This window comes from Micromonospora sp. HM134 (assembly GCF_007833915.1).
Taxonomy (GTDB): domain Bacteria; phylum Actinomycetota; class Actinomycetes; order Mycobacteriales; family Micromonosporaceae; genus Micromonospora; species Micromonospora wenchangensis.
This window is the reverse complement of record NZ_CP041061.1, coordinates 6,537,686-6,553,296: the sequence shown is the minus strand read 5'-3', so window position 1 is coordinate 6,553,296 and position 15,611 is coordinate 6,537,686. Positions and strand designations below refer to the sequence as shown.

Sequence of the window (15,611 nt, the reverse complement as noted above, 5' to 3'; positions counted from 1 at the left end):
GTCAGTTCTTCACCCGCAGCTCGGGGTGGGCGTCCAGGTAGCTCTCGGCCTTGCCGGCCTTGAGCGCGGGCAGGAATCCCTTGCCGACGCTGGTCAGCTGCTCGCCCCGGTAGCTGCTGCCCTTGCCCACCCCGTCGCCGGGCAGCCCGACCAGGGTGATCCGGTCGGCGCTCAGTCCGCCCAGGGCGTACGCCAGGTCGACGATCCGGGGGCCGCCCGCGTAGACCAGGGTGTCGCCGAGCGCCGACACCACCTGCTCGACCCGGTCGGGCTCGCGGGCCAGGTTCTCGTTGAGGATCTTGGCGGCCAGCGCCCGGAGGAGCTGCTGCTGGTGGCGCTGCCGGGCGTAGTCGCCGCCGGCGATGTAGCGCTGCCGGGCGTAGTCCAGCGCCTGCCAGCCGTTGAGGTGCCGCTCGCCCTTCTCGTAGACCATCTGCGGGCCGGTGTACCCGCCGCCGCCCGGGGCCGGGTCGCGGTACTTGCCGTCCGGCCGGCGGTGCAGCGAGGGGACCCGCTGGTCGACATAGAGGTCCACCCCGCCGAGGGTGTCGACCAGCCGGTCGAAGCCGTTGAAGGTGACCACCGCACCGGCGTCGAAACGCAGCCCGGTGTAGCCGCTGACCGTGCTGCGCAGCAGCTCGTACCCCTGGGCGGCGCTGGGGTTCCTGGGTTTGCCCGGCACCCGGCTGCCGTAGCTCATCGCGTGGGTGAGCTTCGTCCGGCCGCCCCGGTAGCCCGACTTCGGGAACGCCGGGATGTCGACCACCAGGTCGCGGGGGAGCGAGAAGAGGTACGCCCGGTCCAGCCCGGCCGGCACGTGCAGGATCAGCACCGCGTCGCCGTGCGGTTCCCAGCCGGGCACGCTGACCCGGGTGTCCACCCCGACCAGGAGCAGGTTGAGCGGGCCGGTGATCGAGGCCCCGGGGGGCGGGGTCGGGCTGGGGGTGGGGCTCGGCGTCGGCGTCGGGCCGGCGGTCGTGGCGGCCGGCCCGGCCGTACGCCGTGGCTCGTCGTCGCGGACCACCCGGGTCACCACCAGGGCGGCCACCCCCACCAGGACGACCACGGCCAGGGCGGCCAGTCCCCACACCCAGCGTGGTCGTCCCGTTCCGGTTTCCTGACTCATCGCTCGCCACCCCCGTCTGCACAACGCTTCGACCGGCCCCCCGGGTTGCGGTCGGCGACGGTCAGCATGATCGCGCGAAATCCGGCACTGGCGCGATGGCTACCCGCCGGTAATGATGCGGTCATGCGGTACGACGTGCTCGTCATCGGGTCCGGCTTCGGCGGCAGCGTCACCGCGCTGCGGCTGGCCGAGAAGGGCTACACCGTCGGCGTGCTGGAGGCGGGCCGGCGGTTCGCCGACGACGAGTTCCCGCAGACCTCCTGGCGGCTGCGCCGGTTCCTCTGGGCCCCCCGCCTGGGCTGCTACGGGCTGCAACGGATCAGCCTGCTCCGCCCGGCCGCCCGGGGTGCCGCCGGCGGGGTGCTGGTGCTCTCCGGTGCCGGCGTCGGCGGCGGCTCCCTGGTCTACGCGAACACCCTCTACCAGCCACCGGACGCCTTCTACGCCGATCCGCAGTGGCGCGACGTCACCGACTGGCGGGCCGAACTCGCCCCCCACTACGACCAGGCCGGACGGATGCTCGGGGTCACCCCGTACCCCCGGAGCACGGGCGCGGACCGGGCGATGCGGACGGTGGCCGAGCGGATGGGGGTCGGGCACACCTTCGGGCCCACCCCGGTGGGGGTGCACCTCGGCCGCCCCGGCGAGCGGGTGGCGGACCCGTACTTCGGCGGGGCGGGGCCGGAACGCACCGGCTGCACACACTGCGGGTCGTGCATGACCGGCTGCCGGCACGGCGCCAAGAACACCCTGGTCAAGAACTACCTGTGGCTGGCCGAACGGCTCGGCGCGCGGGTCCACCCGCTGACCACGGTCACCGCCGTGCGGCCGGCCGACGGTGGGGGCTACCTGGTGCACGCCGTGCGTACCGGCGCCTGGCTGCGGCGGCGTCGCCAGGTGTTCCACGCCGACCAGGTGGTCTTCGCGGCCGGTGCGCTCGGCACCCAGCGGCTGCTGCACGCGATGAAACAGACCGGCGCGCTGCCCCACCTGTCGGACCGCCTCGGCGCGTTGACCCGGACCAACTCGGAGGCGATCCTCGGCGCGTCGGTCGGCCGCCGGCAGGCCCGGCAGCGGGGGCTGGACTTCACCGACGGGGTGGCGATCACCAGCTCGTTCCATCCCGACCCGCAGACCCACGTCGAGCCGGTCCGCTACGGCCGGGGCGCGAACGCGATGGGGCTGCTCCAGTCGTTGCTGGTCGACGGCGGACCGCACCGGGTGCGGCGCTGGCTGGGCGCGATCGTGCGGCAGCCCCGGCTGGCCGCCCGGATGCTCTCGGTGCGGCACTGGTCCGAGCGGACGGTGATCGCGCTGGTGATGCAGTCGGCGGACAACTCGCTGACCACCCGCTGGCAGCGGGGGCCGCTGGGCCGGCGGCGGCTGGTCTCCGGCCCCGGGCACGGTGCGCCCCACCCGACCTGGATTCCGGCCGGCAACCGGGCGGTCCGGCTGCTCGCCGAGGAGATCGGCGGCACCCCGGGCGGGGCGTTGACCGAACCGTTCGACATCCCGATGACCGCGCACATCCTCGGCGGAGCGGTGATCGGCGGCACCCCGGCCGACGGCGTGATCGACCCCTGGCACCGGGTGTACGGCCACCCGGGGCTGCACGTGGTCGACGGGGCGGCGGTCTCGGCGAACCTCGGGGTGAACCCGTCGCTGACGATCACCGCGCAGGCGGAGCGGGCGATGTCGTACTGGCCGAACAAGGGCGAACCGGACCCCCGGCCGCCGCTCGGGTCGGCGTACACCCGGGTGGCGGCGGTGCCCCCGCGGCACCCGGCGGTCCCGGCGGACGCCCCCGGCGCGCTGCGCCGCTGACCGGCGCTGACCGGGTGCGGCGCGCCCGGGGGCGGCCCGTGCCCGGGGCGGGTGTGACTGTCGGTAGGCTTTGCCCACATGAGCACGCCTCGCCCCGTCCTCGTGGTGGACTTCGGAGCCCAGTACGCCCAGCTCATCGCGCGCCGGGTGCGCGAGGCGAAGGTCTATTCGGAGATCGTCCCGCACTCCATGCCGGTCGCCGAGATGCTGGCGAAGGACCCGGCCGCGATCATCCTGTCCGGCGGCCCGTCCAGCGTCTACGCCCCGGACGCCCCGCAGATCGACGCCGGGTTGTTCGACGCGGGCGTGCCGGTGTTCGGCATCTGCTACGGCTTCCAGGCGATGGCCCAGGCGCTCGGCGGCACGGTCGCCCGGACCGGCAACCGGGAGTACGGCGGCACCCCGCTGCGTCCCCGGCTGCTCGATCCGGGGGTGCTGCTGCGGGACCTGCCGGCGGACCTGCCGGTCTGGATGAGCCACGGCGACGCGGTGACCGAGGCCCCCGCCGGCTTCACGGTGACCGCCGAGTCGGCCGGCGCCCCGGTCGCCGCCTTCGAGGACCTGGCCGGTCGCCGGGCCGGCGTGCAGTTCCACCCCGAGGTGGGGCACACCGCGCAGGGGCAGGAGATGCTCCGCCGCTTCCTCTACGACATCGCCGGCATCGAGCCCACCTGGACGCCGCAGAACATCATTGACGAGCAGGTGGCCCGGATCCGGGCCCAGGTCGGCGACAAGGAGGTCATCTGCGGCCTGAGCGGCGGGGTCGACTCGGCGGTCGCCGCCGCGCTGGTGCACCGGGCGGTGGGTGACCAGCTCACCTGCGTCTTCGTCGACCACGGCCTGCTGCGGGCCGGCGAGGCCGAGCAGGTGGAGAAGGACTACGTGGCGGCCACCGGCATCAAGCTCAAGGTGGTCGACGCGGCCGAGCGGTTCCTCGGCGCGCTGGCCGGGGTGACCGACCCGGAGCAGAAGCGGAAGATCATCGGCCGGGAGTTCATCCGGGTCTTCGAGGCCGCCGCCCGGGAGGTCGCCGCGCACGGCGACGTCGAGTTCCTGGTGCAGGGCACCCTCTACCCGGACGTGGTCGAGTCCGGCGGCGGCACCGGCACCGCCAACATCAAGAGCCACCACAACGTCGGCGGTCTGCCGGAGGATCTGAAGTTCGCCCTGGTCGAGCCGCTGCGCACGCTGTTCAAGGACGAGGTCCGGGCGCTCGGGCTCCAGTTGGGGCTGCCCGAGGCGATGGTGTGGCGGCACCCGTTCCCGGGGCCGGGGCTGGCCATCCGGATCATCGGCGCGGTCGACCGGGAGCGGTTGGCGCTGCTGCGCCAGGCCGACCTGATCGCCCGGGAGGAGCTGACGGCCGCCGGCCTGGACCGGGGCGTCTGGCAGTTCCCGGTGGTGCTCCTGGCCGACGTGCGCAGCGTCGGGGTGCAGGGTGACGGGCGCAGCTACGGGCATCCCGTGGTGCTGCGCCCGGTCTCCAGCGAGGACGCGATGACCGCCGACTGGTCCCGGCTGCCCTACGAGGTGGTGGCCCGGATCTCCACCCGGATCACCAACGAGGTCGCCGAGGTCAACCGGGTGGTCCTGGACGTGACCAGCAAGCCGCCGGGCACCATCGAGTGGGAGTGAGCCGGGCTCAGCCGGCCGTCGGCGGGGTCGCCGGCGGCTGAGGCTGCGGCCCGGTCACCGGCCCGCCCGGCTGCTGCGGCCAGGCGGTCGGGGCCGCCTGCGGCTGCGCCGCCGGGTGCGGCCAGGCCGGCGCGCCGGCCGGCTCCTCGGGCATCAGGAACCACATGACCGGGTACGCCAGCGCGGCGACACCGCCGGTGACCAGGGTCGCCACCGCGAACAGCACCCGGACGAGGGTGGGGTCGACGGCGAAGTAGCGGCCGAGGCCGCTGGCGACGCCGGCCACCATCCGGTCGGTGGTCGGCCTGCGGAGTTGCTTGTACGGGGCGTGGGGGGTGCTCGTCGAGGTCATGTCTCCACGGTCCGCGCCGGACGCCCCGTCGACCTCGGTGACCGCCCGGATGCCTACCCTGATCGATCCCTGAGTGACCAGCCCTGAGTCAGGAATCCGACTCTTTTCCGCGTCGGTAACGCGACCCGGGGAGAATTTGGCTCCGTGACCACCTTGCTGGAGCCGCTCCGCAGGATCGCGGCATATGCAGTCTGTGCAGATTCAGTCGGCCGAGTGTTGCTGGTCCGCGCATCGGAGCGCTCCGGCACCCCCGGCGTATGGTCCCTGCCCGGTGGGGCGGTCGACCACGGCGAGGACCCGAACCACACCGTCGTCCGGGAGACCGCCGCCGAGACGGGCCTCTCGGTCGCCGTCGCCGGCCTGGCCGACGTCCTGGCCGACATGCGCGCCCTGCCCGAGCGGGGCATCACCATCCACACCGACCGCCTGATCTACCAGGTGTCGGTACGCGGCGGCACCCTCACCGACCGGGTGGACCGCTCCACCGACCTGGCCCGCTGGTACACCCTCGACGAGGCGCGGGAGTTGCCGCTGCGGGCCTTCACCGCCCGCGCGCTGGGGCTGCCGGCGTCCTCGGCCGACGTGGTTCCCGACGAGGCACCCGAGTTCCCCTCCTTCTACGCCGTGCCCGGCCCGGACGGGCTGCACCGGGCGCAGCGCTTCGCCGCGTACGCGGTGGCCACCGACCCGGACGGCCGGGTGCTGCTCACCCGGGTCTCCGACGGCTACCCGGGCGCGGGCTGCTGGCACCTGCCCGGCGGCGGCACCGACTACGGCGAGCAGCCGGGTGCGGCGCTGATCCGGGAACTGGTCGAGGAGACCGGGCAGACCGGCCGGCTGGTCGAGCTGCTCGGGGTGGCCAGCCACCGCGACGCCGCCTCGCTCGGCCCGGAGGGCTACCCGATCGACTGGCACGGCGTGCGGGCCTTCTACCGGGTGATGGTCGACCAGCCCGCCCCGCCGACCGTCACCGACGTGGGCGGCTCGACCTGCGAGGCCCGCTGGTTCGCCCGGGACGAGCTGGGCGCCCTGCCCACCGACCGGCTCACCGAGGTCACCGCCGAGGCCGTCCAGGCCGCCCGGCTCACCGCCTGACCGGTCCCGCCCGCCGGCCCGTCGGTGCGACCACCGGCGGCCGGTACGACGGCACCCGCCCCGCCCGGACGACCGCTAGCCTCATGATCGACGGCGGATCGCGCGGGCGGGGGAGGGTGACGTGCAGGAGCGACGACGGATCGCGGCGTACGGCTGGTGTGCGGACGAAGCGGGCCGGGTGCTGCTGGTACGCGTACGGCGCGGGGGCGGCGACAGCACCGGCGGGGCGGCGTCCGATCCGGCGGCGGGGCTCTGGCGGCTGCCCGGGGGCGCCGTGCGGCACGCGGAGCATCCGGCCGACACCGTGGTCCGCGAGTGCGCCGGGCAGACCGGGCTGGCCGTGGCGGTCGCCGGGATACGCGCCGCCGTCGCCGACCTGACCGCCGTGGACCCGGCGGACGCCGCCGGGCCGGTGCACACCGACCGGTTGGTGTTCGACGTCACGGTCCCGGGCGACCGGCCGGTGGCCGGGGGAACGCCACCGCCGGGGGTCGGCGGTGGCGACGGCCCCGGTGAGCTGGCCTGGTGCACCCCGCAGGAGGCGGCGACGCTGCCGCTGGCGTCGTTCACCGCCGACCTGCTCGGCCTGCCCGTCCCGCCGCCTCCCGCCGGCCCGCCACCCGGTGTGCCGGTCGGGCCGGCGGCGGTGGGGTCGGCCGACCGGCGGCAGCGGTTCGCCGCGTACGGGCTGGTCACCGATCCCGACGGGCGGGTGCTGCTCACGATGATCGCGCCCGGCTATCCGGGTGCCGGCCTCTGGCACCTGCCCGGCGGCGGGACCGATCACGGTGAGCAGCCGGTCGACGGTCTGTTACGGGAACTGGTGGAGGAATCGGGTCAGCGGGGCCGGGTCGACCGGCTGATTCTGGCCGATAATCTGCACAATCCGGGCGCGGTGGGTCCCGAGGGGCGGCCGTTGGACTGGCACGGCGTACGGGTGATCTACCGGGTGCTGGTCGACGAGCCGACCGGGCCGGTGGTGACCGAACAGGCCGGTGGATCGACTGCTGACGCTGCCTGGTTCACGTATTCCCAGCTCAGCGCCTTGGATATGACCGACGTCGCGGTGATCGCCACCCGGTGGGCGGTCGGCTGACGGACGCTCGACGAGCCGACCGGGTGGTGCTCCGGTAAAGTCGGCCGTGCGGTTGGCGAAGAAAACGGGCGATGAAGTCCGAAAAACGGACCCAGAAGTCCGAGATGGGAACAAGACAGCGGTTTGCGCGGTTAACGAGGTTATAAGTACCGCCGGCAGCTATCGCCAACCACCACGCCGCTGTGCAATGGTGTACTCCGCTTGAACGGCTGCCGGGCCAAGAGCGGTCCGGCACGAGACAGCCGGACACCCGCCCGCACGGGCGGCCAGCCGATCCGGTGATGGAGGAAACGTGCCGAGAGCCCCATGGCGCCGGCGTCGTACGACTGACAGTCCGCGCCCCGCAGGGCGTCGCTGGGCGGGCCGGTTGCGCCGCAGCAGCACATTCGCCCGCCAGGTACTGCTGGTCCGGGTGGGTCGCCGGGACGGTGACCAGCTCAGCGGCACCGATCTGGTCCTTCCCGAGCACCGCGTCGACCGCCAGCACCGCCGGTACGGCTTCGACCGTCGCGGTATCACCCTCGACCGCGCCGAGATCGAGGCGGTCGCCCCGGTCAGCCCGGTCCTGGGCCCCACCGCCGGAGTCGACGAGTCGCCCGCGATGGCGATCCCGCTGCTCCCCGGCGCGCGTACCCCCGCCCGGCGGATGAAGTTCGCGCTGGTCAACGCCTGCACCCTGGCTAGCCTGGTGCTCGGCATCAACGCCATCTTCGTCGCCATGAACGGCCAGACCCGGATCGCGGCCCTGCTGCTGATCGCCTGCGTCGCGTTCGACGGCCTCGACGGCGCGCTCGCCCGCAAGTTCGGCGTGGCCAGCCCGTTCGGCGCCCAGATGGACTCGCTTGCCGACATGTGCTCGTTCGGCCTGGCCGCCCCGGTGGTGGTCTACGCCTCGCTGGCCGGATCGGCCCCCACCGGCGCCGCAGCGGTCGCCGCGGCCCTGGTCGCGTCGTGCGCCGCGATCCGGCTCGCCCGGTTCAACGTCTCGCCGAAGGACGGCCGGTTCTTCTGCGGCGTACCGACCACGATGGCGGCGGCGGTGCTCGCGCTCGGCGTGGCCATCGGGCTGCCGCTGCCGGCGACCGTGCAGATCGGCGGGGTGGCGCTGCTCGCCTTCGCGATGGTCTCCAGCTTCCCGTACGCGAAGCTGGCCCGGCTGGTCAAGCTGCCGCCGTGGCTGTGGCTGGCCCCGGCCGTCGGCGCGCTGGTCGACATCCGGCTCACCTTCGCCCTCGTGGTGGTGGGCTACCTGGTCAGCGGGCCGCTGCTCTGGCTGCACCAGCGCCGTACCGCCTGACCCGTCCGCAGCGACAACGACAGGGGCGCCGCGACCGCGGCGCCCCTGTTCGCATCGGTACCGGGTCTGCTCAGCTCCAGCGGGCGATGACCGAGGAACCGCCGACCACCTTGTCGCCGGGGCCGACCAGCGGCGTGGCGGCGTCGGCCGGCAGGTAGACGTCGGTACGGGAGCCGAAACGGATCAGCCCGAACCGCTCCCCCCGGGCCAGCAGCGCCCCCACCGGAGCCCGCTGCACGATCCGGCGGGCGATCAACCCGGTCCGCTGCGCCACCACCACCGTGCCGTGTTCGGTGTCCAGCACCGTGTACGCGGCGACGTTGTGCTCCGCGTCCGGCTTCATCGCGTTGACGAAGCCGCCGTCGGCGACGAAGTAGTCGACCACCTTGCCGGCCACCGGCGAGCGGTTGACGTGCACGTCCAGCACCGACAGGAAGACCGCGATCCGCAGCCACTCGCCGTCGCCGAACCGCTCGTCGTACAGCCGTTGCACCGACAGCACCTGACCGTCGGCGGCGGCGACCACCGCGGACGGGTCCTCCGGCACGTCCCGCTGCGGGTCCCGGAAGAACGCGGCCACCGGGGCGGCGGCGAGCGCCGGCACCAGCCACAGCTTCGACTTCGGCCGGGCGACCCGGGCGACGGCGGCCAGGCCGAGCGCGATACCGGCCGCGGCGACCCCGTTCGAGTCGATGTGCATGCCCCGGGTCAGCGGCACACTCGACGGCCGGTACGCCGGGGCGAGCCGGGCGGCCGACGCGGCACCGGCGGGGGTGAACCGCAGGTGGTGCACCCGTACCGGCGGGGAGTTGCGCAGCACCAGGTCGGAACGCACACCGTGCAGCACGCCGTGCCGGTCCAGCTCGGCGGCGGCCCCCCCGGTACGGAACACCGGCGCGGCGACGCTGAGCACCGCGCCGTCGGTCAGGTACTTGGTGAGGCCGTCGACGGCGTCGCGGGCCTCCTCACCGGTGCCGGTGAACGGCTCGGCGGCGATGACCAGCTCGGCGGCGTCCGCCTCGGCCAGCGAGTCGACCACCCGTACCCGGTCGGCCACCCAGCGGCCCTGGGCCGTCACGTGGTCGCGCAGCGTGGCGGCGTCGGTCGTCGGGCCCGGCACGACGGTCAGCGTGTCGCCCGGCAGCAGCGCGTCGATCGCCGCGGCGAGGACCGCGGTCCCCGGGGCCGCACCCACCAGCAGGGCGGCCTTCGGGTCGTTGCGTCGGGCGAGTTCGGCGACGAGGGTACGGGCGGCACGCTCGCCGATGCGGACCGGACCGGGCGGACCGGAGGGGCGCACGGCGGGGGACTGGGTCATGTCGGGCGGGCTCCTGACGGGGTAGACGGACGTCGCGGCGGGACCGCCTCGGGTGCCCGGACGAGGCGCACCCGGGCCGGTGCCGGGCCGCCCGGCGCGCGGCCACCGGCGGGGCTCGGCCGACGGAGGCGGGATCTCCCCGGCCAGCATACGAGCCGGCGGAGGCCGCCCGCACCGGCGCGGTCAGCTCGGCGGCAGTGGTGGGGTGCCGGGTGGACCGGTGACCGGGTCGTCGGCCGGCCACCGCCGGGTGTCCCCGTCGTCGACCCGGGCCGGCTCGTCCTGCCCGGGCAGGCGGTCCACCGCGTCCGGCCGTCCCGGCTCGTCCGCCGGGTCACCGAGGTGCAGTTCGGCGGTGTCCCGCCAGCCGACCCGTTCGTCGGACCCACCCGAAGAACCGCCCACGGGGCTGCCCGTCGGGCCGCTGACCTGCCCACTCACCGGCCGGCCCGCCGGGTCGGCCGGGGCCGGGGTGGGGGTCGCGGCGCTGCCGTCGGCCGGGGACCCGGCGTCGGTGGTCCGCGCCGACCGGACCGCGCCGACCAGGCCGAGCAGCCCGATCAGCACCAGCGCGCCGGCCAGGAACCAGCCCACCGCCGGCAGGGCCAACCCGAGGATCTGGGCCAGCAGCCACCAGAGGGCGAGGCCGACGAAGAGCAGCCCGAAGACGAACGACACCAGGTCGGTGCGGTGGGCCTTCACCGGGTCACCTCCAGGTTGCCGGCGTTGACCTGGACGGTGAGCCGCAGCGTGCCGCCGCCGGCCCCGTCCGGGCCCAGGTCGGTGACCTGCCGTGCCTGTCCCTCGAATCCGGCGCTACGTCGCCCGAACACGGTCGCCTCCCCGGCCTTGACGTTGGTCACCACGGTGACGTCCACGTTCGGCGGGACCACGATGGTGGCCTCCCCGAAGTTGACCACCACGGTGAGGTCGGTGTCCCGCTTGTCGAAGTCCACCGCGCGCAGGTCCAGGGTGGTGTCGCCGAAGCTGTTCTCGTAGCGGTCGGCCAGCTCCCGGTAACTGGTGGGTGCCCAGGTGACCGCCCCGTCGACGCCCCGGACCCGGTCGTAGGACTCGGCGACGGTGGCGACGGCGAGCGCGGCGGCGGCGACCAGACCGAGGGCGATCAGCCAGCGGGCCCGCCCGAACCAGGTGCCCACCAGCAGGCCGAGCCCGATGGTGGCGAGCACCGCCGCGAAGTAGCCGGCCGCGCCGATCGGGAAGACGTCCAGCAGGTCCAGGATGGCCACCACGCCGAGGACCAGGAAGATCAGTGAGAAGGTCGCGGCACCCAGTGCCGAGCGTTCCTTCGGCTTCTTCGGCGGCTTGACCCGGGGCGCGGGCGGGGGCGGGCCTGACCCGGCGTACGGGCCGTGCGGGGCGAACGGTGGCCGGTAGCCCGTACCGGGTGGCGGGACGGCCGCCGGTGCGGCGGCGGGTCGACCGGGCACCGGTGGGCGGGGCGGCCAGCCCGGCGCCTCCGCCCGGGTCGCGGTGATCTCCACCGGCCGGGCCGCCGGCCAGGGCGGCAGCGCGGCGGTCGGCCCCTGTGCCGGCCAGCCCACCGCGCCGCCCGCCCGGGGGGCCGCCGGGGCGTCGGCCGGGAACGGCACGGCGGGTGCGGGCGGGGTGAACGGCGCGGGCGCCGGGTAACCGACCGGGGGCACCGGTCCGGGCGGCCCGGCCGGCGCGGGTGCCGGACCGGCGAGGCCGGACCGGCCGTCCCGGTTGAGCAGCAGCGCGCCACCGATCAGGATCGCCGCGCCCAGCAGCACCGCCCGGAACGCGTCGGTGACGATGTAGCCGAAGCTGACCGCGACCAGGATGGTCAGCACGATCACGGTGATCGGGGACATGCTCGACCGGCCCCGCCCGAGCATCGACTCCAGCGGGGAGGCGCTGTCGCCCTCACCCGGGATGATCAACCAGGCGGCCACGTAGACCAGGATGCCCACCCCGCCGAAGAACCCGAGCACGGCGAGCAGCACCCGCCACAGCACCGGGTCGGTGTTGGTGGCCCGGCCGATCGCCGCGCAGACCCCGGCGAGGTAACGGCCGTCGCGGGGCCGGACCAGGCCGTACCGGGAGGTGAAGCTGGCCGCGCCGGACGGCGGGGGATAGCCACCGGGCGGTGGCGGCGCGTCGTCGCCCCCCGTGGGCGACGCGGGCGCCGTGGGGTCCGGCCCGGCGGCGGGACCGGGCGGCGGCGTACCACCCGGTGCGGCCACCGGAGGGTACGGCGGCAGGGCGGGGTCCTCGGTCATGACTCGATCCTGCGCCGTCGTCGGGCCGGGTTGCCTCCGGAACCGACCCTGACCCCACCCTGAGATCCCGGCGGGCGGATGTCGGGGGCGTCCCCGTGGTCGGCGACGTCCCGGGCGTGTGACGATCGGAGCGGCACCGTACCGCTTCGGTGTCCGTTCACCACCCACCGTGACCAGGGAGCCTCCGATCAGCGTCGTGACCCCGCCGCCACCCCGCCTCTACCGGGCGCCCGAGCACCGGTTGGCCGCCGGGGTGGCCGCCGGCATCGCCGACCACCTCGGCATCTCGGTGCTGCGGGTCCGCGTCGCGTTCATGGTGCTGCTCGGGCTCAGCGGCCTGGGCCTGCTGCTGTACGCGGCGTTCTGGGCGGTGGTGCCGCTGCGACCGGGCGACACCGCCACGCCGCCCCGGCGCGACCCCGGCCAGTTACTGCCGTTCGTGGCGATCGGCCTCGGTGTGCTGCTGGTCCAGGTGATGCTCTTCGACTCGGTCGGCGCGGCGGGCACCGCCGGCTGGCTGGTGGCGATCATCGCGGTCGGTGCCGGGGTGATCTGGCACCAGTCCGCGCCGGAACGTCGTCGGCAGTGGAGCGGGTCGATGCCGGTGCCGTGGCTCGGCGCGGTGGTGGAGGAGACCGACCGGCGGGCCCTCGTGCTCCGCTTCGCCGGCGGCGCGGTGCTGGTCGCCGTGGGCATCATCGGCGTGGCGGCGGTCTACTCCCCGGTGCAGAACCTCGACGCGGTGGTCAACGGCGTGATCTTCGCGCTGGTCGGGCTGGTCGGCGTCGGGGTGGTCGCCGCGCCGGTGCTGTGGCGGACGTGGAACCAGCTCCGCTCGGAGCGGGAGGGGCGCATCCGCGAGCAGGAGCGTGCCGAGCTGGCCGCCATGGTGCACGACCAGGTGCTGCACACCCTCGCCCTGATCCAGCGCAACGCCAGCGACGTCAAGACGGTGCAGCGCCTCGCCCGGGGCCAGGAGCGGTCGTTGCGCAACTGGCTCTACAAACCGACCGCCTCGCCGACCGAGCGGCTCGCGGCGGCGCTGGAGCAGGCCGCCGCCGAGGTGGAGGACACCTTCGCGATCACCGTCGAGGCGGTGGTGGTGGGCGACCGGCAGACCGACGAACGGGTGGGCGCGCTGGTGGCGGCTGCCCGGGAGGCGCTGGTCAACGCGGCCCGGCACGCCGGGGTGCAGACGGTGTCGCTCTATGCCGAGGTCGAGCCGGAGCAGGTGAGCGTCTTCGTCCGGGACCGGGGCAAGGGTTTCGACCCGGATACCGTGGAGGATCACCGGCACGGGGTCCGAGGGTCGATCATCGGGCGGATGAAGCGGCACGGTGGCCGGGCGGAGATCCGTTCCGAGCCCGGGGAGGGGACGGAGGTCCGGTTGATGCTGCCGATCACCGGCACCGGCTCCACGGCGGAAAGGGACAGCTGAGATGGCGGAACAGTCGATGGAACCGGGGACGGGCACGCCGGACCGGGCGCAACGGTTGAAGGTCTTCCTGGTCGACGACCACGCCATGTTCCGGGCCGGGGTCCGGGCCGAATTGGGGGCGCACGTCGAGGTGGTGGGGGAGGCGAGCACGGTGGCCGAGGCGGTCGTCCGGATCGCCGCCACCGGGCCGGACGTGGTGCTGCTCGACGTCCACATGCCCGACGGCGGGGGACGGGCGGTGCTGGACGCGATGCGCCGCAGCCACCCGCAGGTGAAGTTCCTCGCGTTGAGCGTGTCCGACGCCGCCGAGGACGTGATCGGGCTGATCCGGGCGGGTGCCCGGGGCTACGTGACCAAGACCATCTCCCCGGACGAGCTGACCGACGCGATCCGCCGGGTGGCCGACGGGGACGCCGTGTTCAGCCCCCGGCTGGCCGGGTTCGTGCTGGACGCCTTCGCGGCCCGGCCGGACGCCCCGGTGGCCGACCCCGAGCTGGACCAGCTCACCAACCGGGAGCGCGAGGTGCTGCGCCTGCTCGCCCGGGGGTACGCGTACAAGGAGATCGCCAAGGAGCTGTTCATCTCGATCAAGACGGTCGAGACGCACGTGTCGAACGTGCTGCGCAAGCTCCAGATGTCCAACCGGTACGAGTTGTCCCGCTGGGCGGCGGACCGACGACTCGTCTGACACCTCCCATTCCGGGAGCATCACCCCAGGGCTGACAAGAGATCAATTCGTGTCGCATAATGCCCCGTCGCCTTCGCGCGTGCGGGTGGTGTCACGACCCCGCGGGACGGCGACGCACGCAGGCCCGCCGGTAGCGGGCCCACCCCTGGGGAGAGGTGCACGGAACTGATGTTCGGAGAACGAGGACGACGCTGGGCGGGTATCGCCACGGCGCTCGTCACCGGTGGCGCGCTGGTGCTCGCCGCAGCCGGTCCGGCCGCCGCCGAGCCGGCGACGAAGGGCGTGGCGCGGGCGGTGCCGGGCACCAGCGTCACGCTGAAGCTGGACGGTCGGGCGCAGAAGACCTCGGCGCTGGCCCTGGAGCTGAAGGACGGCACCGTGCCGGTCTTCTGCATCGACTTCCACACCCCGGTGGCCCGCAACGGCGAGTACGCCGAGGGCAGCTGGGACGAGTCGGAGGTGAAGAACCTCGGCCGGGTGCAGTGGGTGCTCACCCACGGCTACCCGAACGCCGACCGGGCGAAGCTGCTCGCGGCGGCCGGGGCGAGCCTGCCCGCCGGGCTGCCCGACTCGCGGCGTGACGCGCTGCTCTACTTCGGCACCCAGACGGCCGTCTGGCATTTCAGCGACGGCATCACCCTGGGTGACTGGGAGCGGGGGCTGACCGCCGCCGCCGAGTACGACGTGATCCGGCGGGTGCACGACTACCTGGTGCGCAACGCCACCGACCAGCCGGAGCCGAAGGCCGAGCTGAGCCTGGACCCGGCCTCGGCCACCGCGACCACCGGCGGGCGGGCCGGGCCGTTCACCGTGCACGGACCGGCCGGGGAGATCGCGCTGAAGGTCGAGGGCGGCAGCGCCGTCGACGCCGAGGGGCGTCCGGTCGACACGACCACCAACGGCGGCCGGTTCTGGCTGACCGCCACCGCCGCCGGCCGGGTCACGGTGACCGTCTCCGCCCCGGACTCGGTCTCGTTCGGGCGGGTCTTCCTCTTCTCCGGCGGCAAGAACGCCAAGCAGAAGCTGATCCTGGGTGGCAGCACCGGCACCTCGGTCACCGCCGACGCGGCGGCGACCTTCGCCGCCGCCCCGGCCTCGCCGTCGCCGTCGGCCTCGCCGTCCGGGTCGCCGACGCCGTCCCCGTCGCCCTCGGCGGCGTCCCCGTCGCCGTCGCCCTCGGCGGCGTCCCCGTCGCCGTCGACCCCGGCGGAGTCCTCGTCGCCGCCGGCCAGCCCTGCTCCGTCGACCTCGCCGGCCAGCAACGGCGGTGGGCTGCCGCTGACCGGGTCGCCGATCGCGCTGGCCGCCCTGGCCGGGATGGCCCTGCTCGCGTTCGGCGCGGTGGCCGTGCTGCTGGTCCGCCGTCGCCGGATCCGCTTCACCGTCTGAGGTACGGGTACCTCCGGCCCCGGCACCGCAACGGTGCCGGGGCCGGCCCGTCTCGGCCGGGCCGGTCCGGCCCCGGTGGGGCGGCGTCG

Annotated in this window: 12 protein-coding genes and 1 pseudogene; 8 read left to right on the top strand and 5 right to left on the bottom strand. The window is 74.7% G+C overall.

The genetic code is table 11. From position 1 onward, the window contains the following. Position 1 precedes the first annotated feature (1 nt). Complete coding sequence (locus FJK98_RS28390) at positions 2–1,126, bottom strand: LCP family protein (RefSeq protein ID WP_145921689.1); 1,125 nt, start codon at positions 1,124–1,126, stop codon at positions 2–4. 123 nt (positions 1,127–1,249) lie between these two features. Between FJK98_RS28390 and FJK98_RS28385 the strand changes: the two genes are divergently transcribed. Together FJK98_RS28385 and guaA are read left to right on the top strand one after the other, a co-directional pair. After that, entirely contained in the window at positions 1,250–2,950 is a 1,701-nt protein-coding gene (locus FJK98_RS28385) for an FAD-dependent oxidoreductase (protein ID WP_145921688.1), read from the top strand. A 78-nt stretch (positions 2,951–3,028) separates the two neighbouring features. After that, positions 3,029–4,585, top strand: coding sequence for a glutamine-hydrolyzing GMP synthase (gene guaA / locus FJK98_RS28380; RefSeq protein ID WP_145921687.1), 1,557 nt, complete (start codon positions 3,029–3,031; stop codon positions 4,583–4,585). A gap of 7 nt (positions 4,586–4,592) precedes the next feature. On the opposite strand, the gene FJK98_RS28375 is transcribed toward guaA, so the two are convergent. After that, the gene (locus FJK98_RS28375) at positions 4,593–4,937 is read right to left on the bottom strand and encodes a PspC domain-containing protein (RefSeq protein ID WP_145921686.1); all 345 of its coding nucleotides are present in this window, start codon (positions 4,935–4,937) and stop codon (positions 4,593–4,595) included. 144 nt (positions 4,938–5,081) lie between these two features. On the opposite strand from FJK98_RS28375, the gene FJK98_RS28370 reads away from it, so the two are divergent. The 3 genes from FJK98_RS28370 to FJK98_RS28360 all read left to right on the top strand — a co-directional run bounded on the left by FJK98_RS28370 (position 5,082) and on the right by FJK98_RS28360 (position 8,425). Beyond that, entirely contained in the window at positions 5,082–6,032 is a 951-nt protein-coding gene (locus FJK98_RS28370; protein ID WP_145921685.1) for an NUDIX hydrolase, read from the top strand. Between the two features lie 121 nt (positions 6,033–6,153). Beyond that, positions 6,154–7,128, top strand: coding sequence for an NUDIX domain-containing protein (locus FJK98_RS28365; protein ID WP_145921684.1), 975 nt, complete (start codon positions 6,154–6,156; stop codon positions 7,126–7,128). 367 nt (positions 7,129–7,495) lie between these two features. Next, positions 7,496–8,425 carry a phosphatidylcholine/phosphatidylserine synthase gene (locus FJK98_RS28360; protein WP_145921683.1) on the top strand — a complete coding sequence of 310 codons (930 nt, stop codon included), beginning with the start codon at positions 7,496–7,498 and terminating at the stop codon, positions 8,423–8,425. Positions 8,426–8,495: 70 nt separating this feature from the next. Here FJK98_RS28360 and FJK98_RS28355 read toward each other — a convergent pair whose 3' ends face one another. The 3 genes and pseudogenes from FJK98_RS28355 to FJK98_RS28345 form a co-directional block, all read right to left on the bottom strand. Continuing rightward, a complete protein-coding gene (locus FJK98_RS28355) occupies positions 8,496–9,743 on the bottom strand; it encodes a phosphatidylserine decarboxylase (RefSeq protein WP_145921682.1) in 1,248 nt (415 codons plus the stop codon). 456 nt (positions 9,744–10,199) lie between these two features. Then, positions 10,200–10,445: pseudogene (locus tag FJK98_RS28350) on the bottom strand (hypothetical protein); the annotation flags it as partial. Beyond that, positions 10,442–12,007 carry a PspC domain-containing protein gene (locus FJK98_RS28345; protein WP_145921681.1) on the bottom strand — a complete coding sequence of 522 codons (1,566 nt, stop codon included), beginning with the start codon at positions 12,005–12,007 and terminating at the stop codon, positions 10,442–10,444. The gene FJK98_RS28345 and the pseudogene FJK98_RS28350, both read right to left, overlap by 4 nt. A 169-nt stretch (positions 12,008–12,176) precedes the next feature. Here FJK98_RS28345 and FJK98_RS28340 point away from each other — a divergent pair, with 169 nt between their 5' ends. The 3 genes from FJK98_RS28340 to FJK98_RS28330 all read left to right on the top strand — a co-directional run bounded on the left by FJK98_RS28340 (position 12,177) and on the right by FJK98_RS28330 (position 15,522). Beyond that, positions 12,177–13,445, top strand: coding sequence for an ATP-binding protein (locus FJK98_RS28340; protein WP_145921680.1), 1,269 nt, complete (start codon positions 12,177–12,179; stop codon positions 13,443–13,445). A 1-nt stretch (position 13,446) separates the two neighbouring features. Continuing rightward, positions 13,447–14,133 carry a response regulator transcription factor gene (locus FJK98_RS28335; protein WP_145921679.1) on the top strand — a complete coding sequence of 229 codons (687 nt, stop codon included), beginning with the start codon at positions 13,447–13,449 and terminating at the stop codon, positions 14,131–14,133. Positions 14,134–14,301: 168 nt separating this feature from the next. Beyond that, positions 14,302–15,522 carry a thioester domain-containing protein gene (locus FJK98_RS28330; protein WP_168222565.1) on the top strand — a complete coding sequence of 407 codons (1,221 nt, stop codon included), beginning with the start codon at positions 14,302–14,304 and terminating at the stop codon, positions 15,520–15,522. Positions 15,523–15,611 lie beyond the last annotated feature (89 nt).